Below are 20,290 nucleotides of genomic sequence, written 5' to 3'. Positions count from 1 at the left end.
CTGCAATCTTCATAAGAACCGATGAATCTTTATTAGGTGTAAAAGCCGGCAGTTGGGCTTTTACACAAACAACAAACTATACGAAAACAGCCTTAAATAAAATAAAAAAGGAATCAGCTATGTACTGAACCCCAAAAGTTAGACTAAATATTTAAGCAGCTAATCGGCTGGTATGAAGACGGTATTCAACCGGGCTCATGCCAGCCAATTTTGCTTTTATTCGTTCATTATTATAATAATAAATATAGTTTATAATAGCCTGTTTTAACTCTTCAAAAGAGTGATAAATTCTACCGTAGTACATTTCTTGCTTCATAATGCCAAAGAAATTTTCCATAGGTGAATTATCTAGACAGTTACCCTTTCTGGACATGCTTTGAAATATATTATTATCTTTTAGTTTTTTTACATATGCTTTCATTTGATATGCCCACCCTTGATCAGAGTGAACAGTTGTTCTATATGGGCAATCTTTTGTTCGTTCAATGGCTTCATCTAAAGCCTCCATTATAGCTTTTGAATTTGGTCGTTCTGATACCCTAAAGGATAGAATTTCACCGTTATACATATCTAAAAATGGATCTAAATAGGCTTTCTTGATGTTCATATTTCCTTTAGAATCGGCCGTGTAGTATCTAAATTCTGATGTATCAGTTGTCATTTTTTGATGTGGAATGTTTGTATCAAATCTACGGTGGATAAGGTTCTTCGCAATCTTACCGATCGTTCCTTTGTAAGTACTAAATTTACGAGACTTACGTGTGAAGGATTTACAAGTAATGCCGAGTTTATTTGTAATCCGTAGAATTTTCTTGTGATTTACAACATAACCACGCTTACGTAATTCCATATCAATTCGACGATATCCATAATTTCCTGTATGTTTATCAACGATTTCTTTAATAACCTTTTCTATTTCTTCATCTGGACTAGGTTCATCAAATCGTTTTTTCCAGTACATATAAGTTGCCTTTGGAAAACCTGTTGCTTCAAGGATAACGGCTAGTTTGAATTTTTTTCTGAGTTCATGGATGACTCTCGATTCTGTTTTAGCAGTCGGCTCGGAATATTTATCCCTGAAGCTCGGAGCTTTTTTAAATAGGCATTCTCCGCACGAAGTAACTCTATCTCTTTTTCAAGTTGTTGTTCTTTCGTTAACTTTTTCTCTGAGTTTTTCTTCTTTTGTTTATTTGACATTGATGGACGCCCCCTTAGTTTAGAGAGTCCTTCAATGCCTTCGTTTTGCCATGTACGCATCCAATTTGCAATCATTGGTGGCTCATGAATGCCGAATTTTATAGCAACTGATTCAAAGGATTCTCCTGTTCTTAATTTATAGTTTAGGACATCTAACTTAAATTGAACAGGATAAGTAGTCGGGGATTTCTTTCTAAGAAAACCATCCTTTCCAAATTGCCTAAAGGTATTAACCCATTTTGCCACATTCGTTGAGCTTCTAACTCCAAACTTTTTAGCTATGGAATCATAGCCACCTTCTCCTGAAAGATAAGCATCTACAACTTGTTGCTTAAATCCTTCATCGTATTTGACCATAAAAAACACCCCAAAAGTTAGATTTTTGGTCTAACTTTTGGGGTGCACATCACTAAGCTGATTCCTTTTCTATTAGGATCGTTTCTCATTTAATATTGCTGTTAAGGTAAAGTTTAAAATAATTTGCAAACATTATGAGAGCCTTTGAAGCCTTTATTTACTATTTTCTTCTTCATCATTTATATCTGGTCGATCAACTGTGCCACTCGTATAAGCACTCATTATTTGATTACTGATTTGCTCTACACCTTGTTCATCATAGAATAATTCTTTTTTATTCATCATCTAACCCCTTCCTATTTTCTAACCTATATTGTTTGAATTATAGGATTAGTTATGCTCTCTAAAATTTGGAAGAGGAATGTTTAACGCTGTTTGTCGCTTCTATAATGAAAATTTATCGTATATCTTTTACTAACTCATGAATAATATGAGGGAGTTCTGGAATAATTAGTTTCGTCATTGCAAGCTTAACTGCTCCAGTAGAGCCAGGTGTGATAAAGATGATTTTATTTTTATAAACACCCGCTGTCGCTCTTGATAGCATGGCTGCTGAACCAATATCCTCTATATAGCTTAAATACCGAAATAACTCACCAAAGCCTGTAAGCTCCTTATCAAATAAAGGACTAACCGTTTCAATGGTAACATCCCTTATTGCAATACCTGTGCCACCATTCATTAAAATGACTTCTATATGATTATTCTCCGCCATGTTCTCGACCGCTTCTAAAATTTGTGCTCCTTGATCAATAACAATTCGATAATCATGCACACGATGACCTTTTGTAGTTAATAAATCCATCATTAATTTCCCGCTTCTATCCGTCTCAGTTGTTCTTGTATCACTAACTGTAATAACACCACAACTAACTTTTCGAGTGCCGTTCTCTTTATGCTTTGTAACACCCATTCCAATCATCCTTTATCAAGTAAATATCTATATTTGTAAAATTTATCTGCAAAATCAGTTACTTTTCTTGAAAATTGATAATTAAGCCCTGCTCCAATTGCAATCGGAATAATTGACGGCTTCGATTTAAACATTGTGATAAAATATGTTTTTAAAATTTGCTTAAAGGGTTCTTCCAGCCATTGATATGATAATAAATTTTCGGGACCTTGATAAAAATAGGGGTCTTCCTGGAGATCAATGACAATACCTTCCCATGCTTCTCTTCTCAATCTTTTTGGTAATGTCGCAGCATGAAACACTTTAAGAGAAATCATCAATTCAAGCGGGGTTTTTACATTATATCCATAAGAAATTGCAGTAATTTGTACCGATCGTAAATTTAACATCATTAGAACTAAAAAATCAGTACTAAGTAAAATTGATTTCCCCGTTCCCGTCATTCCTCCTTGTGCTAATGCATATAAACGATGTCTTGCACTATGTTGATCTGCAATAAAAGAAAGCTGATCAATCGATAGCTTTCGCATATCTGCAATGGTTTGTATACTTTCATCAAACACACGTGCACTAGTAAGAATTCTTATTCTTGCATCCTCTTGTATTTGAGAAGCTTGAATAAATGAATGTAAATGAAATAACCAAGAATCTAATTTTTCAAAAAAAATGTCGGATAAATGTTTAGGTATAAACGAAATTGCTTGATCCACCCATTGAATATATGTATCTTTAAAATCGTTTGAACGGATAGACTCAAGTGAATGAATATAGTTTTCGATTTCTTCCCAGACGGCTTGATCTCTATTGGTCCATTTCATCAAGATTCACCTCGTTATGTAGATATTTATCCAGTTTAACCAAGTATATCATATCGCTAAAATAATTCCTTTAGTCATTATAAATTAACGTACATGATGTTATTCTTCAAAAAAACAAAAAGGCAAACGAATATGTTTGCCTTTTTGTCTTATTTAGATAATCGCACAACATCGCGTGCAATCATAACCTCTTCATTGGTCGGTATAACCATGACTTTAACTGGAGAATTTTTCCTTGTTCTATCAACGTTCTACATGTAATTTATCACCATTCTATCATTTAGGTAATGGTTTGACAATCACATTCTAGTAATAAATTGATAGATTTTTATAAAGTAAATTCAATCCTACCATTCACACTTTTAATCGTTTTTTCCTTAACCTTTTCTACTAATCTTTTCAACTCATTAATGTCCTTCACTTGCTTTATTTTAATAGGATAGTCTTCAGTATCAAATTTCAAATTAATTTTACCTACTATAAGTAATCTCTCATCATTCCAATTACCTTTATTAAAGTAGTCAATATACTTATTTATCTTTTGATGCATTTGTTTCGCAGTATATAAGCTATTCTGATATTCAATGAAATACTTTTTTCCCATCCATTCACATATAACATCGGGTATGAAATCAGCATCCTTAATCTTAGGTTCAATATCGTAATTTGTAACGGGTGACATCCTATTTAAATCAATGTACCCTTGTGCAATCATTAAATAATGATCAATCTTTTGAGAATTAATCTTCATACTACTTGGGACTGGAAAATAGATATACTGTTGAAATGCTCTATCTGTATTGGCTTGAATATATCCTGCCATTCTCAGCCTTCTTAAAACTCCATTCGCAATAACATGTGGACGTTTATTTTTCTGAAAATGTAACGCTGCTATTTGATCACGTTCAAGACATTTAAACTTTTCTAATGATTGTATGATTTCTAAATCTCGCTTTTTCATAATGATGTCACCTCATAGAAAGAAATCCAATTCATTATTTTTGTTCGACTCCGATTTTAAAACGGAATCATCATTAACTTCCTTCACTTTCCCTTTGATTACACAATAAGGGTTCAATATCTCTTTAGCTTTCTCATAGGTCAAATGTGGGGATTGTAACTCCTCAATTTCGCCTGAATTTAATATAAATCTTCCCTTTTCTTCACGTTTGATTAGTTCAGACCCTTTAGTTCCCAGTAACATTGCATTAGTCTTATCAACCGTTCTAAAACTCATACGAATGTTAAAGTTAGTTCTTGCCTTTGTATCCATAATATCTGCATCCATTCGTTGAGCAGAAGCTAATAATATTATTCCGACTGCCCTTCCTTTGGATGTTATTTTAATAATAGATTCCATGATTCCTTTATCACCGAGATATTCGATGAACTCATCTACAGCAACTAAAATATATTTTTGTCTATGCTCTTTAGGTAAGTCATTGATATGGGGAACATCAAATGTATCTAATAAATCTTCTCGTTTTGACATTTCTTTTACAACATAATTTAATGTATCCTTTGCGTGTTTGTTAGAGTGTACAACTGATTGAACATGTTCCACCTTTTTAAATAGTCCAAATTCTGCCTTCTTTCCATCAATACAGTAGATTTCTAATTCAGAAGGCTTGAAGTACTGAATAAGCGTTGTCAGGATTACTCTAATTGCTGAACTCTTTCCTGATCCTGTTGTTCCCTGTATAATCACATGTGGTAATTCTAAGGCATCTAACACAAGGTAACGACCGTTTTTCTTTTGTCCTGTAACTATCGGAAATGAGATATCTTCAAAATAAGGAACTAAATCTTTATAAGAATAAATTAAATTAGATTGTAAAGGTTTATGGTAAATATAAAGGGTGTACTTTTTTAGATCCCCTTGCAAGTCAATTGATTTTCCAAAATACTGTTGAAAAACATAGTACTTTTTCTTTAATTCCTTTGGATCTATTCCATTAAGCAATGTAAAAGTAATGTAGGTACTATTTTCATTTTCCTTTTTAACAACAGCATGTATTTTAGGATAGATATAGATGGTTCGATTATTTCTTTTGTTGGTTAGATACAACCCACTTGAGCGAAAACAATCGAGTAATTTAGATTTTATGTTTTGTTTATAGAAATACTCTTTTAGTATCATGATTCCACCTCACAGAAAAACTTTTACAATTCCAATGAAAAGAAAGGCATAAAAAGCAATAGGCATAATTACCTTAGTTATTGATTCAATCGTTTCTGCTTTTCTAGGATTTCCATTTGATGCAATTGTATATTCGATTAAGGTTGATAGAATAAGCACTCCTGCCACTCCAAATACAACGAAATAAGGCATGTTGAAATCATAAGAACTAACAGTATGATGTGAGTTGAAATCAATTCCCATGAAGCCATATAATGGTTTATAGGAGGGCTTACAGTGATCTAAATTCTTGTGCTTGCCGGCTAGGAATTCCTTCACTGTGTAGACCTCTTTTTGCTTATTTAAGATTGATAGCATTTAACTAATACCTCCTTTTGAACATTAGAGAAATTTTTTTATTTTATTCCCCCTCACACTCCCCCTTCTTCGTTCACTCGTTCCTCCTTCTCTCTTAATGAATTTCAAAATGCTTTTAAATTACCCATTGTACAAGTTCAAAATTAGTTTTGTTATAAATAATCAATTACTTAAGTTACTACTTAATCAGCTACCTAATTTTATGTATATGAGATTTACCAATAATATTGCTTGTTTTTAGGAAATTTAATTTCCTAAAAGGAGAATACTACTTGTCCGTTGAATATTTTATATTAGGTGATATTAATGATATTAAAAAGTAATATTAGAGAATTAATATTAAATAGTGGTTATAAAAGAAGCTTTATTGCTGATAAACTTGGTATAACAGTAAAACAGTTACGTAATTATGAAACAGGACATAGTTTAATACCAATCGATAAGGCATATCTTTTGGTTGAATTATTAGATAATGGTGTCAAAGTCGATGATCTGTATGATAAAATTGATGATAACCAGTGAAACTTTAGTCCTATTTAAACGTACATAAATTAAGGAGGTTATTTTATGTTGTATTTACTTGCTATCATTTGTCCACCAATTGCAGTACTGTTTGCAGGTAAGCCATTTCAAGCATTTATAAATTTTTTATTAACTCTTTGTGTTTGGATTCCGGGTGTTATTCATGCAATATTAGTTGTTAATGAAAAGAAAGCAGATAAAAGAGCAGTAAAACAAGCAAAACTAATTGCTAAAATGAATAAAGAATAAACCCTCCTCAATTAAGAGAAGGGTTATTTAATTATCTAATCTGATACCATGCTTTAATACTTTTTAAAAAGTTCTCCATTTCTTTTGCCTTTGCAGTTCCCTCAGTAAATTGTCCAATCTCAAATGAAAGTGAGCCACCTTCATTGCGAGAAGGCTTAAAATAATAATCTTTTCCTACGAGGAAATTGTGGATCATGATAAGTGAATCACCTGAGTATCCACCTGTATAAAAACTAATCTTCTTTGGTTGATTGCTTGCCACTGTAGTTTCCTCCTTAATATTAGGTGCTTTCCATGTAGATTTTACTTCAAAATGTGGTTGATCTGGTGTATCCCATGTTCCACCCCAAGTAATACCAAGTTTCTTTGCAACTTCACCAGCTTTCTTCAACGTAGCTGTATCATACAAAGATGGTTTATTACATGCAATATCCCATGCCATACGTCCTTTATGGTTACTATTTCTTGTCCATGTCACAACTTGCCCTGGTCTTGTACGCCCCTGAGCATATAGATAGTCTTGTCTTTCTTGAGAACGATAAGTTTCAGTTATGAAAATGTCCAGTCCTGCTTTCTTACACTCCTCTAAAAACAATTTACATGCTTTTTGAGCCACAGGATTCAATTCATTAATATCACGACATGTAGAGGTAACACTAACTGCCATTATTCAATCTCTCCTTTCAAAAATAAAAAGAGTGACAACTATTTGTTATCACTCTTACTTAGTTAAGCCTTCTTTTTTCAATACTTCTTTTTGCTTTTTGCCTTTGTGTGTTATGTAATTATTTTTAAACCATGCAATTAGCGTAGCAACGATTGTAAATACTACAGTAACTCCGTTATAAACATCTTCATCAGAAAATGGCAGTGGATTTAATCCGTACATTGTTAAAAATTGGTTTACCAATGCAATAACTAATACCACTGTTCTTGCTAATGAACCTTTATCCATAGTGATCTTCCTTTCACTTAAGTAAATTTATTAATGCAAAGACTATTGTTGCAACTATCCCTATAGCACTAACGAGTAACGCACTGTTAGCACGTTTGTTATTTTTATTTTCATTTAATTCTTTTTCAATACTTTGAAATCTAAATTCAGCTTCACTTTTTGTCATGAAATTCGAACTATAAGCATCTAATTTAGATTCAATTCGCTCAAGACTATTTGACAATGCATCTAGTCTCGTTTCTAAGGTTGCAATTCTTTCATTCTGCTCCACAAAAACACCACCTTATTTTTTATCTTTTAATTTCTCTAATTCTTTTTCCAGTTCGTCCACTTTAACTTTATTCTCAGTTGCAAGGGCAAAATAAAAAGCCTTCTCTTTGCTGAGAATGGCTATCTGGTTTACTAACTCATTAATTACTAATTGTGGATTAGCGTTAACTACTTGATTATTCAATTCGGTCACTCCCATTTAATTTTTCTTTTAAACTGTTAAGCTCTTGTTTCATTAAATTAAATTCTTTAATTAATTCTTGAGTTCCCTTCCAATTAATCATTGAGACAGCATAGAGATCAACACCGTCATCATCAGATTTTAATAATGGGGAAAATGGACGATTTTCTTCATCAATGATTAGACCTGTTCTTCTTTTAGTCCATCCTTTTTTATCATACTCACGTTTGTAGTTATATCGATAAATTGGATGACTTGTAATAATATCCATTGCACTCTCACTAAACAGAGCAATGTTTTCCTTATAATTGATATGGGACAAGTTTGTAACTTTATTCGCCTTTATTTCTCCCGGAACGTAAAATCCTACTCCATTGATTGTACGAATCCAATCATAGTCATACATGGCAAAACCACCACCATAGTTACTAAAACCGAAGTTATTTGAATAAAGTGTTCCTGTATAAACTGTACCACCTGTCATTGATACGTTTGCAGCACTAATATTTAAGTCGCTACCATCATTTGTATAAATATTTGCTTGTCCATTAAATCTAAGGGAAGCATATCCATAACTTCCTGTACCCAGTGTCAGCTGAGATGCAACATTAGTTATACCTGAAAGATCAATGGCTTGGGCTGAAATGCTTACTCGATAGGCTGATTGATTAATCATAGAAGTGATTGTATCACCATTGTACTCTGATCGACTAACTTTAGATGATATTTCGTAAGCAGTTTGATTAATTTCAGATTGCATTTCACCAATATCACTATTTATTTCATTGACTTTTAAATTAATACTATTCGAAAGTTGAGTAATACTCGTATTTGCAGAGTCAACCCTTCCATCAAGACGATTAACTTCTTTATTTACTTCACTACGAATAGATGTTGCAGTTTGTGCGATGGTTGAATTAGCAGTATCGACCTTATCATTTAAGGTTTTAACTTCTTGACTGACCATGCTACGAATTTCTTTATCAGTTATTGTTATTTCGCCTCGTAATTCTTCTCCTAAATTTTGTACTGATAAGGATATTTTATCTGCGTTTACTTCAATTTCTCCAATTGACTCATTAATACGTTCAACTTGAAGTGTAATCCTATCGTTTGTTTGTTCAATTTTCGATCTAGTTTCCTTTTTATTGTTATCAATATTGACAATTGCTTCAGAAAGTAAATCTGAAAATTGTTTTCTGTAATTTCCAAAAGTTACCTTATTCTTACCTTTTTGTTTTGGATAAGTTGTCGTAGACATAATTCTTGTTTGGAATTCTAGATTTAATGGTTCATAGATTAACCAAACATGATCTCCAAGCTCTCTATTTCCATCTAAATCAATTTCCTCTACCTCTATGGATACTTCTGGAACGTCAATTAATTCTTGTTTTAAGCGTTCAATCATTGTTTCAGATTCAGATATCTGATCATCTTCAATTGGTTCAGCATGGATTTCTCCAAATTTAGAAACATTAGGAGATGTATAAGTCACTACTAGTCCATCCATACCATATCCAGTAATAACCGTTGCTAAATTTGTGGTACTAACACTTTCCGTTAATCCCTTTATGTTGTACTTATAGCGATATTGAAAGTCATCATCTTTACCCATTTGCTTGTATATTTTCAAATGCCGATTAGGTTCAATCTTAATTTCACACTCAAATAATTCACATGCTTTACGGATTAAAGATAGTACATTTCCCTTACCAAAATTAAAGAATAACTTAGGTGGAATATCTTCCATGATCTCAAATGTCCATCCAGTATCTTTGAGGATAAATGAAAATGTTTCTTGTGGATACATAGTACCGCCAATAATATCTTCATAAATTTGATGTCCATTTAAATCAAAGAATGTATGTCGTGCAGTACTTATTACTTTTACATTTCTTGTACTATCAATTTCTTTAATTCGAAATTCATGACCATTTTCTAATTCAATTATTGACTCCTCTTTTACAAGTGGAAAAACATCTTTATTATTGCTTGTTAGAAATGTTGTAAAGGATATATTAAAAACTCCATTAATTTCCTCAACAACTTCTAAATCTTTATAATCAATTAATGGTTCAGACTGTCCTTGTAAATCTGTAACTATTAGCAAATTATCACCTTCCTTTTGCTCGAAAAATAACACTACATGTAGTAGCAAGGATTTATAACTAACCACTACATGTAGACTTTGGATAAAAGACAGTTTTTATTAGAACATAAAAAATACATCTACGCTGCAGGTGTTTCTTTATTAACGTCATATCCTATTTGTTTTAGTTTCTTACTAACTTCATCACGAAGATTGAGTAAATCTGGCACATCTGAGAATTTATATGTTCCGCCCAATACAGCAGAAAACCAAACTTTAACACAAATGCTATTTTCATTAAACATTGATCTCACCTCCTTTAATAATTTCAGAAACAATTTCAATAAGGTTAAACAAATCAGGAACCTCTTCAAGTTTTTTATCTCCCTTCAAAACTGCTTTCGCCCATGTAATAGCTACAATACTGTTTTCATCAAACATTACATTCCACTTCCTTGCATTGAAATTACAGTTGTTAATTCTAAGACTGCTTGATCTAGACTATTTTGTAGAGAGGAAAGATTTGATTTTAGTTCCTCGTTTTCTTTTTGTAAATTATATTTATCATTTGCAATCATCTCAATGTATTCATCTTTACAATATTGAATCTCATCGTACTGCCAACCTATGAAATCTTCTTCATTAATGCTTTGGATGTTATTTCTAACATATACAGTCGTCACGCCAACTTCTATTTTCGAAGGTTTATTTGGATTGGTACTACGAACATTTGATACTTCACGCATTTAGTTTCACTCCTTTTATTTAATTATTAAGTAAAAAGACAAATAATAATTCTACTATTAAAACAAACGTTTCATAAGGAATAAAACCTTACAAAGCGAGCAAGCGAGCACCAACATCCGAACTCGCACTCGAAGCGGAATAATACACATTCAGCCGAAAAGCGCCAGCATAATCCGCATTCGCCCAATACCCACCGAAATAAGGCAAGCGAGAAGAATACAGAAACCCGTAATCTGCGTAGTACGTTGTCGTGCTTCCTGCGGAAGCTTTAATAATAAAACCTGTCTCTGTGCCACCTTGAATATCACTAATGTATCCTGATAAGTTTGCAGTAGCACCTCGACCATAATTCGTGTAACCATTACCAGTATCATTGAAATTTTCCGTTCCAATTAGTATATTCCAATTTGAATCACTGTATAATCCATCTATCCAGTAGTAACAATTCCCCCAAAAATCTTCAATGCCACAGAATTTATTTTGTTGTTTACCTGTGGTTTCTCCGAAATACAGTCCTCTAGCATTCGCTCCACCAGTCGATGTAGCACTACTATTACCATCAACGTAACCTCTACCTAATGCAGTTTGAGAATCTAGTGACTTATAGCGTACTAAATATAAAATCTGTAACATTAAAAGTTGAAAATATCCCATTTGCTCATATCCTACACCATTTGCTTGAGCGAGTGTTCTGAATGCTCCAATAGTTTTATTTACAGTTGGAGTTTTCCCACTTAATGACCGTAATCTTGAAGATGATTCAAAACCTAAATAAGCACCAATATAAGCTTTGTCTTTTTCAGTTGTACCTTTTGTATGAGCTAAACATTTCCAAGTATCATCAATTTTACTTTTTGAATATCTAACTAGAACCTCTGAATTATTAGATATTATTTTCCAGTAAATTTTAGGAAATTCAACCATTACATCTCCGTCATTCCCACTTGTAATATCAGCGTTTGTACCGTCAATTTTCTTAGAGAAATCGTTTGGATTCAGATAATAATTTACTTGTCCATTTTTAAACACGCATGGTTTAATCTGATTAAATGGGTACACTTTATCCCATTGCATTGAAGCGCCATTCATTCCGATAGCATCATCAGTATAAGTTACTGCGGTTAGTGGATTAGAGTTAGTTTTATCAATTCTCACACCATAAATTTTAGATGAAGAACCTGCATTTTCTAATACTTCATTAATTGCATTTACAAGATTTGTTTTATCTTGCGTAGCTAAATTATTAAGTTCACCTGTTATAGAATTTCTATTTTGCACAGTATCAAATTCACTGTCATTATCTAATTGACTAGTCTTACTAGGAATCACGGGTTTATTTTTCAAAGAATTGTAATCGCCATTATTCTTTATCTCATTAGACAAACTATCATCCAACTCTTGATGTGTAATTTTAGTCATATCTTAACCTCTCTTTCTAATAAAAGGTAATTTTTATCATATAATAAATTTATGTATTTCTTACTCTTAAATAGTTATTTCTCAATCACCGCCTTAAATCATGCATACATGTTCTCAACAATTGAAATGAATAAAGATGTTCCAGTAATTACACCATTATTTAAAGTAATAGTTGTTCCCGTAACTGAATAATGTTCTAATTCATTTAGAAATATTGTATTTTGTACAACTTGCAAGGAGTCTTTTGTCTTATCAAATGTTGAAAGGGGAATAGTGAATTCTGTTTGATTATCTGTAGTTGCTTTAAGTAAGTAGGGATAGTGAGTTCTTTTTGGAATTGTAGCTACTACTTGGTCTATATAATCTTTAGCATTTTGCTCTGCATTATCAGCTTTTTCTTGGGAACCCGTAGTAGTTTCATAGTCGCTATCATTTGTTAAATCACTTGTTTTAGTGGGAATATCTAAATTTACTTTGCCTGTCTGTCCGTTTACAGATTCAACTGCACCACTTACTGGATTATTATCAGCATCCACTACTTGCCCATTTTCATTTAATTTTGCAACACCTCCAGCTACTCCCTTTTCACTTGATAATATTGCTCCAATTTCATTAGCATCTATTTGTACATTCCCGTTTAAGTCGGGTGATTTACCATTGATTGTAACGATTGAACCCGATCCATCTATTCCGCGCTGGCTTAAAAGATTGAAGTAAGTAGTGTCAGTAGGGAGAATACCAATGGATGTATTTTTGATACAAACATATGATGATCCATTGTATCCAACGGTATCATTGACAATATAAGTTTTAGTTGGACTATATTCACCCCTCCAAATGAAACTTGTTCCGGGATCACCTTTTTCACCTTTTAATCCCTGTTCACCTTGGATACCTTGTAGACCACGTTCTCCAGTATCTCCCCTGTCTCCTTTCTCTCCTTTAGATGCAAAGAGATTGAAGTAGGTTGTATCTGTTGGTAAGTTACCTGTTGATACTGTTATACAGATATATGAGGAACCATTATATTCCACTATGTTGTAAGGATAATAAGTGACTAAAGGATCATATTCTCCAACGCTTTTAAAGTGATCATTAGTTTCTTTTAATCTATCAGCTTGTTCCTTTGCATAGGTTGATTGAGTCTGTGAGTTTTTTAGTTCAACTTCAACTCGTTGTTCTAAATCTCCTAAGTTTTCAACTGATTGTTTCACTTTGTCAGCCTGTGCCTTAGCGTAGTCACCTTGTTCAGACGCATACAGACCTCTTTCATTAGCGTAATCCCCTGCGTCTTGAGCATAACCAGCTTGAGCCTGTGCTTCATGTGCAGCTTCTACTGCTTCTAGTTGTCCACCATTTAATTCTTTGATATCTGATTCAATGTCTTTTAAATTCTGATTGTATTGATTTCTGAATCTTCCATCAAGATCTTTTTCTAATGGTGTATAAGGAAATTTTGGCATTAAAACACCTCCTATAAATAATAAAAACGGAAGTCAAAACTAATTTCAAAGAAACCAGTTACTCCCGTTATCATAAAGTCATTCCATCCTGAATCAATGGAAATTAATTTTTTATTTGTTGATTTTAATATACTTGTACCATTTTTAAATGGTCGTATTCCATTTATTTCAATTACATCACCAACATTACTAGTTCCATTGTATTTCCACTCGTCACCTGTTGTGAGATTTGTAATAGTAAGATTATTGGAAGCACCAACGAACTTTATATTCAATGGAACTGTACGTGGATCAATTGGAACATCACCAGCATTATAAATTCGAAATGTACCTGTATTATGTATATACTCAACATCTTCTGCTATTAATCCCATTCCTACAGCCCATAAATTTGAAGTCATTGTATAGGGATCTAGTGTTTTACCTATTGATTCAGCAAAGGGTAAGAAGGAAATCAACTCTAGATTAAAGCTTCCATTGTAAAGTCCTATCTTTTCTAATTCAAAGGGTTTATCCAACAATACCTTCCAACGCTTTGTAGATTCCCTTTTAAATATCACATAAAAAGGCTCTTTCTTTGCAAATAATCTATTTAAATCCGACTGAAGAAGATATAAATCAATCAAATCCTTTGATTCAAGAAACATTTCTACAGTAATAGGGCGAGGACTGTAAGTATTATCTAAGAAGACAACTCCGTCCCTCCCATCAACTGTTTCGGTATTGTTTATTAATTCAGGACTTGTTATGTGATATTTAAGACATTTTAAACCATAATCACTAATATCAATTTCCTTAGTAGATGTAATGATTTTCACTAAGCTCTCACCCCCGAAGCTATCAATCTATTATTTGTTTTATTCATTAGCTGATTTTGAATAATCTCAACCATCGTATATGCATCATTAATACTACCTGAGCCATTATAATTCAGATTAATATTAATAGGTTGATTATTTGTTACATTACTGCCTGTTGTTCCATTTAAAGTTCCGGTAAATGAAGATGCTTTTAAATTTGGAATAGCTGCATTTGCCAATAAAGATGCTTGTTTAGCAATTGTATAAATCGTATTACCTAAGCCTATCGCAAATCCCAAACCTGTATATTCGCCCAATGCCTCGGTGACACGTGATGGAGAATGAATATCCAGAGCTTTCTTTATGGATTCTCCAATACTGTTTGCTATAGATTTTGCTTTGTCCCAAACAGCTCCTGCCATACTACCGATTCCTTTGATCAAGCCTTTGATAGCATTCTTTCCTATTTCTTTGAGATCAACCTTTTTCAAGGTATCTACAATCTTAGGAATAATATCCGTAATAATTGATTTACCTAATGATCCTGCCATTGAGACTATTCCCTTAATTAATGAAGTTAAGATTTTTACACCTGCTTCAATAATCTTAGGTAAATTTTTGACTAACTCACCTGCTATTTTGACAATTAGACTCACTGCGGTAGTAATTAGTTGAGGTAATACCTTTGTAATACCACTAATTAGAGATGTTAGGATTTTTACCCCTGAGTCAATTATTTTTGGTAAGTTCTTGATAATTGTTTGTACGATATTTGAAATCAAACTTAATGCAGTTTTTAATAAACTTGGTATTAATTTTACAATTCCATCTACCAAAGATTTAAGGATTTTACCCCCTGCACTTAATATGGTCGGAAGATTTTCTTGGAGAATACTGTTAATTTTTGGAATTAACCCCTGAATGGTGGATATCAGGTTAGGCAGTATAGAGATAATACCATCTATTAGATTAGTGAGGATTTTCACACCCGTTTCTAGTATGATGGGAAGGTTTTGTGTAATAGCATCAATCAATGTGGTTATGATATTCATACCCTGTTCAGCTAATTGGGGCATTAATGCGGCTATTCCTTCTCCAATCGAACCAAAACTTTTCACTAATTCAAGGTTACCATTTACCCATTCTAATATTTTAGTAATAAACTCAGCAACCATTGTGAAAAATGGTTCTGCAACTGACTTTAAGTTAGCAAAGGCAAGTTGTAATTGTACTGCAGGATTAGCATCCATCTTAGTTATAGACTCATTTAACTGATCTTGATTGTCTTTTAGATCTACAGTTGCATCCTTTGCACCTAAAATGGTATTTATTATGTTCTCACCTTGATCCTCAAACTTTGTGCCGAACATCTTAATACCAAGTTCATTCCTTGCTGTTGCGTCCTTTACACCATCCAGAGCCTTTGTGGCTTCATACATTGCATTTTTACCTTTGTCTCCACCTTCAGCGATTGCAGCTCCCCATTCTTCAAACTTCTCGATAGATAATCCTGCTGCATCAATTATTTGTCTGGTAGCTTTATCAGTACCCGATCCAAACTCAGCCATAACGATACGACCTTCTTTTAAACCATCTAAAAGGTTATCGATATTCCAAGTCTTGGTATCTACTCCTTCTTTCATAATAGCTTGAACTTCTTCAGCACTATAACCTGCACGTTGGAGTTGTTGACCATATTCAGCAATGGTATCTAATTGTTCTGGTGGGAAACCAACTTTTAACAATGAATTAACTAGTCCAAGAGCATCGTCATTGGATATTTTTAATTCACCTGATATTTCATTGATTTCTTGAACCAATTCAATGAAATCAATACCTGCATATGCTTGGGATACTACAGAAGCACCTTTGACAATTGCTGTATTTGCTTCATCACTTGCATTTTTATTTAATGCCCATTGTCTTCTTACACCTTCTAAGGCTTCTTCTCCGTCTACTCCATAAGCTTCAATATTCCTTACAGCATCACGAATAGATTGTTTAGATTCTTCAGGAACATTAAATGATATATCTATTTTCGTGTTTAACTTAGATGTATCAAACGCTTTCTCAACTGCTCCAGCTATGCCTCCACCAACTGCTATTGCACCAACTACACCTTTTAACTCTGAACCAAAACTTTTTACTTTATTTTCTGCTTCCAAGGCTTCATTTGAAACTTTGCTAAAATCATCTTTTATTGATTTTAAAGATGCTCCATCATCTACCTTAGATAAAGCTTGTTTAAACTTATCTAAATCAGCATCAGCGCCAAGAGCTTCAACACCAATCTTATCTATGGCTTCTTCAAGTTGCTTTGAGGATGCAGTACCATTTTTTATAGCATTTGTAAGTTTACCACCTAAAGAATTAGAAAATTGATCTATGCTTGTTCCAGTAGCTTCAAAGAATGTATTCAATTGTTGAGTAGATTTAGCAATGTTATCCTGCTCTTGTTGTAATCCTGATAATTTACCTTTTAATCCATCAAGTACACCTTGAGTAGACACAATTTCACGATTAAAAGCACGATATTGTTCTCCAGATATCTTACCTTCTGCAAATTCCTTTTCTACTTTAGATTGAGTATCTTTTAAAGCATTTAATTTTTCGGTCGTATTTGCTACTTGGTCAGCTAATAACTTTTGCTTTTGTGCGACTAATTCGGTATTACCCGGATTGAATTTCAAGAGTTTTTCAACGTCTTTTAATTCGCTTGTAAGTTGATTACTTTTCTTATTTACATCTGTTAATGCTTTCTGTAATCCAACCGTTTCTCCACCAATTTCTATTGTGATACCTTTAATTCTACTTCCTGCCACGATCTCACCTCACTTTAAAACAAAATAAAAAGCACCTTAACATGATTAAAATGAATCAAAATCACGTTGAGATGCTTTTCTAACCTTTTCTTTTTGTGGTTTCTGAAAATCAATGTACTCATAAATGAAATCAAGACACATTCCAATTGTTAAATCATCTAAATCCACTCTTGAAAGACCACATTTATAACAGAGAGCAAGGAATGATTCAGTGGTTATTATTTCACCACTTTCATTTTGCTCTCCATCTGCTTTTTTTTGGATTGTAAAGATGCGATTGCCATTCCAAATAATTCAGGAACAATTTCAATCATTGGGAATTCGTCAAATTCATCTAACCATGACATAGGGTCTGGAATATCCTTATCCGCAGTCTTTGCCATTGTCCAAGCAATATTATAAAAGACTTCGAAGTCTAATCCTTCAAAGTCTTCAATCTTAATATTTTTCTTTTTTTCTATATCTTTCAACTTTTCAAGTTGTGCTAATTTCAATACTTCAGTAAAAAAATCCTTGTGAAATTGTGCCTTATATCTAAGTGGAGTTGCGGCAGTAGATTTAAATCGAACATCTCTTCCATCTATCGTAATTGTTTTTTCCATATTCTCACCTCAATTTTTTTATGTTGCTGGTGTCATTGCATCAGTTGTAGCATGTGTTGACTCAATACCACCATAATTTGATACTGCAGATACATCAAAATAATGAATAGTATCAGGTGTTAATCCTTTAACTATAAAACTTGTATCTGTTGTTTTAGCAATTAATACAGGAGTAAGTCCAGAATATATACGGTATTCTTTGATTCCCCCATCAACAGATACTGCATCCCAAGTCAATTTAATACTTGTTGGTGAAATCGCAGTAGCTGTTAAATTTTGGGGTTCATCAGGGAGTGGCAATCTTTTCATACACTTTTGTATACCATGCATCGTAAACTTCTTGTGGTGTAGTTTCAGTTGTCTTTGTTTTGACTGCATAGTCTGTTTCACGTGGACTAGATACAAAAGTTAATTCATTTGGTTGTGGTTCTACAGAGTCAGTTTTAGTACTCGATGAAATTGTAGGACGGTTCGCAGTGCAATTATAAAGTACGTGTCTAGTCGCTTTAACATCACCATCAAATTCAAACATTAAGGCATATGGCTTAGGCTTTGAAGATGATTTCTCAGTCAGTACCATATCTGTTTCATCTTTAACTTCTCCTAATGCATCAATAGCAAATTGCTCTGGAATGTTAGCAATTGATAGAGTACCATCATAACCTTGGTTATTATTAGCAGAATAATAGAGCATATCATCTGCATAAAATTCAATCATTTCTCCACGTGGTTCAAGTGATAACTCAACCGCACCCGGAATACTAATTGGTTTTTCATAGGTAATTACACCGTCTGTAATAGTGAAAGGTGCATAGTATACATTTTTTAATCCGAAATTTACTTTGTTTCCCATTTAAATTAACCTCACTTCATAAATTTTTTGAAATAAACCTTCCGATTCAATGAAAGTTTCCGTAGTTTGATATGGAATCTCATTGTTATCTAATACTGCTTCAAGCTTGGCTTCTGCAGTTAAGTCTTTTTTTACTGTATATAGTTCAACTTGAACATTATCAATCTTCTTATATACTTTTCCATCTGCCATAAAATTGGACGAATACGCTACTAAATAAGTAATATATGGAGGATCAGGAACAGGCTTATTATTTGTAGCTATAAATTGATAGTAAGCCACTGGATAACCTACAGTATCTAATAAGTCCTTTAATTCAATTAGATTCATTGCTTGATAGCCTTTGCTGTTCGATCTAAATATTCATCAATAATTTGTTCCTCCACTGGACGTATATGTGGTCTTGCAGGTACTCTTCCTCCACCTTTTTTCGCATGGCCATTTTCTAAAAGATGAGTTAATTGATACTTTTTGTTATAAATCACATAATCGTTACCTACTTTTTTACGAGTCCACCCTTGAGCATATTCACCATGTTTTTTAGGACTTTTTTCTCTAAGTAGAGAGACTGCTTCCTTAGACAAATCATTTTTAGCAGTCTGCATTTCTTCCTCAATTTCCTTTGAATATAGTGCTAGTTGTTTGGTTATTTCTTTTGATAAGTCTTTTATTTTAGCCATCAGCTCTCACCTCACAGTAAAGTTCAATCTCTTCATCTGATTTTTCATAAGTTCGATAGATTCTATAAATCTTATTTCTATATTTAACTTTAACTTCATCTTGGTAATCTAAAATGTCTACAATGAGAATCTGACTAGCTTTAATTCCACTAAGTCCTGCTTGGAAGAATTCATTTTGAGGAATACTTCTTCTTTCACAAAATGCTTTTCTACTATATTCCTCTATCTCTTCAATTTGTCCTAATTCATCTTCAGTAGACGTAATGATTGGGAAGAAAAGAATATCGTTACGCATTGTAGTCACCTGCTAATGCAAGATGAATTTTTAACAATTTATACGACAAATGAAATCTTTCAGCATCCTTAATATCAGAAGAGAATTCCGCTTTACAGTATGTTTTTATTGCACGTTTAATTAGAGAGTCTTCATCATTTTTTGCCTTTTCAGAAGAAACACCCGACAACATTAGATCGTGTCGGGCTTCCTCTATTAAATCTAGTATTTCATCATCTAATGAATCATGTGAAATTCGTAATGCAGTCTTAACATCTTCAAGTATCATTTACTCCACCTCAATTTCAGCTAACCGATTGAGTGCATTTTTCTTACCTTTTACTTTTTCACCATTAGGTAATTCAAAATAGCCACCACCTAAGTGTTTAGGTTCTAACTTTTCATTTGAAGATGATTCTGAATCATAATTGATAGTAATTTTCTTTTTTTCTAAAAAATTATTATTTAAAAGAAAAATGACTCTTTCGAAATCATCAGATTCAAAAAAGTCACCAATTGCATAGTGTATTTTTGTATTTTTATCTCGAAAGGCTTGTACCACTCGATGTTTCATTTAAATCA

The 20,290-nt window shown here is 33.0% G+C and carries 29 protein-coding genes and 2 pseudogenes; 2 read left to right on the top strand and 29 right to left on the bottom strand.

Features of this window, described 5'->3' with window-relative positions:
• Positions 1-151: 151 nt before the first annotated feature.
• The 9 genes and pseudogenes from MHI39_RS08345 to MHI39_RS08305 all read right to left on the bottom strand — a co-directional run.
• A pseudogene (locus MHI39_RS08345) lies at positions 152-1,039 on the bottom strand (IS3 family transposase); the annotation flags it as partial.
• Positions 1,003-1,554 (bottom strand): helix-turn-helix domain-containing protein, encoded by a 552-nt coding sequence (locus MHI39_RS08340; RefSeq protein WP_058002529.1) that lies wholly within the window; start codon positions 1,552-1,554, stop codon positions 1,003-1,005. The gene MHI39_RS08340 and the pseudogene MHI39_RS08345, both read right to left, overlap by 37 nt.
• Positions 1,555-1,707: 153 nt before the next feature.
• The gene (locus MHI39_RS08335; RefSeq protein ID WP_259544660.1) at positions 1,708-1,836 is read right to left on the bottom strand and encodes a hypothetical protein; all 129 of its coding nucleotides are present in this window, start codon (positions 1,834-1,836) and stop codon (positions 1,708-1,710) included.
• A gap of 115 nt (positions 1,837-1,951) precedes the next feature.
• A complete protein-coding gene (locus tag MHI39_RS08330; RefSeq protein ID WP_342541069.1) occupies positions 1,952-2,467 on the bottom strand; it encodes a MogA/MoaB family molybdenum cofactor biosynthesis protein in 516 nt (171 codons plus the stop codon).
• A 5-nt stretch (positions 2,468-2,472) separates the two neighbouring features.
• Positions 2,473-3,285, bottom strand: a complete 813-nt coding sequence (locus MHI39_RS08325; protein WP_342541068.1) for an EcsC family protein — start codon at positions 3,283-3,285, stop codon at positions 2,473-2,475.
• Positions 3,286-3,434: 149 nt separating this feature from the next.
• A pseudogene (locus tag MHI39_RS08320) lies at positions 3,435-3,515 on the bottom strand (hypothetical protein); the annotation flags it as partial.
• Between the two features lie 98 nt (positions 3,516-3,613).
• The gene (locus MHI39_RS08315) at positions 3,614-4,246 is read right to left on the bottom strand and encodes a hypothetical protein (protein ID WP_342541066.1); all 633 of its coding nucleotides are present in this window, start codon (positions 4,244-4,246) and stop codon (positions 3,614-3,616) included.
• 12 nt (positions 4,247-4,258) lie between these two features.
• Positions 4,259-5,425 carry an FtsK/SpoIIIE domain-containing protein gene (locus MHI39_RS08310; protein WP_342541064.1) on the bottom strand — a complete coding sequence of 389 codons (1,167 nt, stop codon included), beginning with the start codon at positions 5,423-5,425 and terminating at the stop codon, positions 4,259-4,261.
• 9 nt (positions 5,426-5,434) lie between these two features.
• Positions 5,435-5,782, bottom strand: a complete 348-nt coding sequence (locus MHI39_RS08305; protein WP_342541062.1) for a hypothetical protein — start codon at positions 5,780-5,782, stop codon at positions 5,435-5,437.
• 306 nt (positions 5,783-6,088) lie between these two features.
• Between MHI39_RS08305 and MHI39_RS08300 the strand changes: the two genes are divergently transcribed.
• On the top strand, positions 6,089-6,304 hold the full coding sequence (locus MHI39_RS08300; RefSeq protein ID WP_342541061.1) for a helix-turn-helix transcriptional regulator: 216 nt from the start codon (positions 6,089-6,091) through the stop codon (positions 6,302-6,304).
• A 45-nt stretch (positions 6,305-6,349) separates the two neighbouring features.
• Positions 6,350-6,553 carry a YqaE/Pmp3 family membrane protein gene (locus tag MHI39_RS08295; RefSeq protein ID WP_259545029.1) on the top strand — a complete coding sequence of 68 codons (204 nt, stop codon included), beginning with the start codon at positions 6,350-6,352 and terminating at the stop codon, positions 6,551-6,553.
• A gap of 31 nt (positions 6,554-6,584) precedes the next feature.
• Here MHI39_RS08295 and MHI39_RS08290 read toward each other — a convergent pair whose 3' ends face one another.
• The 20 genes from MHI39_RS08290 to MHI39_RS08195 all read right to left on the bottom strand — a co-directional run bounded on the left by MHI39_RS08290 (position 6,585) and on the right by MHI39_RS08195 (position 20,282).
• Positions 6,585-7,220, bottom strand: coding sequence for a M15 family metallopeptidase (locus MHI39_RS08290; protein ID WP_342541060.1), 636 nt, complete (start codon positions 7,218-7,220; stop codon positions 6,585-6,587).
• Between the two features lie 54 nt (positions 7,221-7,274).
• Positions 7,275-7,508, bottom strand: coding sequence for a phage holin (locus MHI39_RS08285; RefSeq protein ID WP_259545025.1), 234 nt, complete (start codon positions 7,506-7,508; stop codon positions 7,275-7,277).
• 13 nt (positions 7,509-7,521) lie between these two features.
• Positions 7,522-7,779, bottom strand: coding sequence for a hypothetical protein (locus tag MHI39_RS08280; protein ID WP_259545024.1), 258 nt, complete (start codon positions 7,777-7,779; stop codon positions 7,522-7,524).
• Positions 7,780-7,791: 12 nt separating this feature from the next.
• Positions 7,792-7,962, bottom strand: coding sequence for a hypothetical protein (locus tag MHI39_RS08275; RefSeq protein WP_342541059.1), 171 nt, complete (start codon positions 7,960-7,962; stop codon positions 7,792-7,794).
• Positions 7,955-10,069, bottom strand: a complete 2,115-nt coding sequence (locus tag MHI39_RS08270) for a phage tail spike protein (protein WP_342541058.1) — start codon at positions 10,067-10,069, stop codon at positions 7,955-7,957. Before MHI39_RS08270 ends, MHI39_RS08275 begins: the two co-directional genes overlap by 8 nt.
• 119 nt (positions 10,070-10,188) lie before the next feature.
• The gene (locus MHI39_RS08265; RefSeq protein WP_342541057.1) at positions 10,189-10,353 is read right to left on the bottom strand and encodes a hypothetical protein; all 165 of its coding nucleotides are present in this window, start codon (positions 10,351-10,353) and stop codon (positions 10,189-10,191) included.
• Positions 10,346-10,489, bottom strand: a complete 144-nt coding sequence (locus MHI39_RS08260; protein ID WP_342541056.1) for a hypothetical protein — start codon at positions 10,487-10,489, stop codon at positions 10,346-10,348. The genes MHI39_RS08265 and MHI39_RS08260 overlap by 8 nt, the downstream gene beginning before the upstream one ends.
• The gene (locus MHI39_RS08255; RefSeq protein WP_342541055.1) at positions 10,489-10,794 is read right to left on the bottom strand and encodes a hypothetical protein; all 306 of its coding nucleotides are present in this window, start codon (positions 10,792-10,794) and stop codon (positions 10,489-10,491) included. Before MHI39_RS08255 ends, MHI39_RS08260 begins: the two co-directional genes overlap by 1 nt.
• A gap of 88 nt (positions 10,795-10,882) precedes the next feature.
• Positions 10,883-12,214 (bottom strand): hypothetical protein, encoded by a 1,332-nt coding sequence (locus MHI39_RS08250; RefSeq protein WP_342541054.1) that lies wholly within the window; start codon positions 12,212-12,214, stop codon positions 10,883-10,885.
• Positions 12,215-12,312: 98 nt separating this feature from the next.
• Entirely contained in the window at positions 12,313-13,677 is a 1,365-nt protein-coding gene (locus tag MHI39_RS08245; RefSeq protein WP_342541053.1) for a hypothetical protein, read from the bottom strand.
• Positions 13,678-13,688: 11 nt separating this feature from the next.
• Positions 13,689-14,495, bottom strand: a complete 807-nt coding sequence (locus MHI39_RS08240) for a distal tail protein Dit (protein WP_342541051.1) — start codon at positions 14,493-14,495, stop codon at positions 13,689-13,691.
• Positions 14,495-17,299 carry a replication protein gene (locus tag MHI39_RS08235; protein ID WP_342541050.1) on the bottom strand — a complete coding sequence of 935 codons (2,805 nt, stop codon included), beginning with the start codon at positions 17,297-17,299 and terminating at the stop codon, positions 14,495-14,497. Before MHI39_RS08235 ends, MHI39_RS08240 begins: the two co-directional genes overlap by 1 nt.
• A gap of 218 nt (positions 17,300-17,517) precedes the next feature.
• Positions 17,518-17,901, bottom strand: coding sequence for a hypothetical protein (locus MHI39_RS08230; RefSeq protein WP_342541049.1), 384 nt, complete (start codon positions 17,899-17,901; stop codon positions 17,518-17,520).
• An 18-nt stretch (positions 17,902-17,919) separates the two neighbouring features.
• Positions 17,920-18,210, bottom strand: coding sequence for a fibronectin type III domain-containing protein (locus MHI39_RS08225; protein ID WP_342541048.1), 291 nt, complete (start codon positions 18,208-18,210; stop codon positions 17,920-17,922).
• Complete coding sequence (locus MHI39_RS08220; RefSeq protein WP_342541047.1) at positions 18,188-18,754, bottom strand: major tail protein; 567 nt, start codon at positions 18,752-18,754, stop codon at positions 18,188-18,190. Before MHI39_RS08220 ends, MHI39_RS08225 begins: the two co-directional genes overlap by 23 nt.
• Entirely contained in the window at positions 18,755-19,084 is a 330-nt protein-coding gene (locus MHI39_RS08215; protein ID WP_342541046.1) for a hypothetical protein, read from the bottom strand.
• The gene (locus MHI39_RS08210; protein ID WP_342541430.1) at positions 19,081-19,425 is read right to left on the bottom strand and encodes an HK97 gp10 family phage protein; all 345 of its coding nucleotides are present in this window, start codon (positions 19,423-19,425) and stop codon (positions 19,081-19,083) included. Before MHI39_RS08210 ends, MHI39_RS08215 begins: the two co-directional genes overlap by 4 nt.
• A 1-nt stretch (position 19,426) precedes the next feature.
• Complete coding sequence (locus MHI39_RS08205) at positions 19,427-19,729, bottom strand: phage head closure protein (protein ID WP_342541044.1); 303 nt, start codon at positions 19,727-19,729, stop codon at positions 19,427-19,429.
• Positions 19,722-19,997, bottom strand: coding sequence for a head-tail connector protein (locus MHI39_RS08200; RefSeq protein WP_342541043.1), 276 nt, complete (start codon positions 19,995-19,997; stop codon positions 19,722-19,724). Before MHI39_RS08200 ends, MHI39_RS08205 begins: the two co-directional genes overlap by 8 nt.
• A complete protein-coding gene (locus MHI39_RS08195) occupies positions 19,998-20,282 on the bottom strand; it encodes a hypothetical protein (RefSeq protein WP_342541041.1) in 285 nt (94 codons plus the stop codon).
• Positions 20,283-20,290 lie beyond the last annotated feature (8 nt).

Origin of the sequence: Heyndrickxia sp. FSL K6-6286 (genome assembly GCF_038630395.1) — a bacterium.
Lineage (GTDB): Bacteria > Bacillota > Bacilli > Bacillales > Bacillaceae_C > Heyndrickxia > Heyndrickxia oleronia.
The sequence above is the reverse complement of the archived record's forward strand: the minus strand, read 5'-3'. Positions and strand labels throughout refer to the sequence as shown.

Coding starts and splice junctions, on each gene's coding strand:
- MHI39_RS08340 (WP_058002529.1), bottom strand. CDS start 1,554: ATGGTCAAATACGATGAAGGATTTAAGCAACAAGTTGTAGATGCTTAT.
- MHI39_RS08335 (WP_259544660.1), bottom strand. CDS start 1,836: ATGAATAAAAAAGAATTATTCTATGATGAACAAGGTGTAGAGCAAATC.
- MHI39_RS08330 (WP_342541069.1), bottom strand. CDS start 2,467: ATGGGTGTTACAAAGCATAAAGAGAACGGCACTCGAAAAGTTAGTTGT.
- MHI39_RS08325 (WP_342541068.1), bottom strand. CDS start 3,285: ATGAAATGGACCAATAGAGATCAAGCCGTCTGGGAAGAAATCGAAAAC.
- MHI39_RS08315 (WP_342541066.1), bottom strand. CDS start 4,246: ATGAAAAAGCGAGATTTAGAAATCATACAATCATTAGAAAAGTTTAAA.
- MHI39_RS08310 (WP_342541064.1), bottom strand. CDS start 5,425: ATGATACTAAAAGAGTATTTCTATAAACAAAACATAAAATCTAAATTA.
- MHI39_RS08305 (WP_342541062.1), bottom strand. CDS start 5,782: ATGCTATCAATCTTAAATAAGCAAAAAGAGGTCTACACAGTGAAGGAA.
- MHI39_RS08300 (WP_342541061.1), top strand. CDS start 6,089: ATGATATTAAAAAGTAATATTAGAGAATTAATATTAAATAGTGGTTAT.
- MHI39_RS08295 (WP_259545029.1), top strand. CDS start 6,350: ATGTTGTATTTACTTGCTATCATTTGTCCACCAATTGCAGTACTGTTT.
- MHI39_RS08290 (WP_342541060.1), bottom strand. CDS start 7,220: ATGGCAGTTAGTGTTACCTCTACATGTCGTGATATTAATGAATTGAAT.
- MHI39_RS08285 (WP_259545025.1), bottom strand. CDS start 7,508: ATGGATAAAGGTTCATTAGCAAGAACAGTGGTATTAGTTATTGCATTG.
- MHI39_RS08265 (WP_342541057.1), bottom strand. CDS start 10,353: ATGTTTAATGAAAATAGCATTTGTGTTAAAGTTTGGTTTTCTGCTGTA.
- MHI39_RS08260 (WP_342541056.1), bottom strand. CDS start 10,489: ATGTTTGATGAAAACAGTATTGTAGCTATTACATGGGCGAAAGCAGTT.
- MHI39_RS08255 (WP_342541055.1), bottom strand. CDS start 10,794: ATGCGTGAAGTATCAAATGTTCGTAGTACCAATCCAAATAAACCTTCG.
- MHI39_RS08250 (WP_342541054.1), bottom strand. CDS start 12,214: ATGACTAAAATTACACATCAAGAGTTGGATGATAGTTTGTCTAATGAG.
- MHI39_RS08245 (WP_342541053.1), bottom strand. CDS start 13,677: ATGCCAAAATTTCCTTATACACCATTAGAAAAAGATCTTGATGGAAGA.
- MHI39_RS08230 (WP_342541049.1), bottom strand. CDS start 17,901: ATGGAAAAAACAATTACGATAGATGGAAGAGATGTTCGATTTAAATCT.
- MHI39_RS08225 (WP_342541048.1), bottom strand. CDS start 18,210: ATGAAAAGATTGCCACTCCCTGATGAACCCCAAAATTTAACAGCTACT.
- MHI39_RS08220 (WP_342541047.1), bottom strand. CDS start 18,754: ATGGGAAACAAAGTAAATTTCGGATTAAAAAATGTATACTATGCACCT.
- MHI39_RS08215 (WP_342541046.1), bottom strand. CDS start 19,084: ATGAATCTAATTGAATTAAAGGACTTATTAGATACTGTAGGTTATCCA.
- MHI39_RS08205 (WP_342541044.1), bottom strand. CDS start 19,729: ATGCGTAACGATATTCTTTTCTTCCCAATCATTACGTCTACTGAAGAT.
- MHI39_RS08200 (WP_342541043.1), bottom strand. CDS start 19,997: ATGATACTTGAAGATGTTAAGACTGCATTACGAATTTCACATGATTCA.
- MHI39_RS08195 (WP_342541041.1), bottom strand. CDS start 20,282: ATGAAACATCGAGTGGTACAAGCCTTTCGAGATAAAAATACAAAAATA.